We start from the raw sequence: 303 nt of genomic DNA on the forward strand, positions 1-303 counted from the left end.
GTTCCTGGATGCTCTGGCCGAGCATCGCAGGGCCGAGGGTCTGCCGGCGGTGTCGCTGGCGTGGGGTCTGTGGGAGGCGGCCCCGGCCGGTGAGGCGGGTATGGGTGCGGCCGCCGATGCGGAGCGTTTGCGGCGGGGCGGGGTTGCGGCCCTGTCGTCGCTGGAGGGGCTTGCGCTGTTCGATGCGGCCGAGCGTTCCGGTGGGGCGCTGCTGGTGCCGATGCGGCTGGATCTGGCGGGCTTGCGGGCGCAGGCGGGCAGCGGCATGTTGCCGCCGTTGCTGCGGTCCCTGGTCCGGGTGCC

General features: G+C 74.9%; 1 protein-coding gene. It reads left to right on the forward strand.

Translation table 11 applies throughout. From position 1 onward, the window contains the following. On the forward strand, positions 1-303 hold a 303-nt coding region (locus tag LMU33_RS41040; protein WP_228627236.1), incomplete at both ends, for a KR domain-containing protein.

Origin of the sequence: Streptomyces barringtoniae, from assembly GCF_020819595.1 — a bacterium.
In the GTDB taxonomy this organism is placed as follows: Bacteria; Actinomycetota; Actinomycetes; order Streptomycetales; family Streptomycetaceae; genus Streptomyces; species Streptomyces barringtoniae.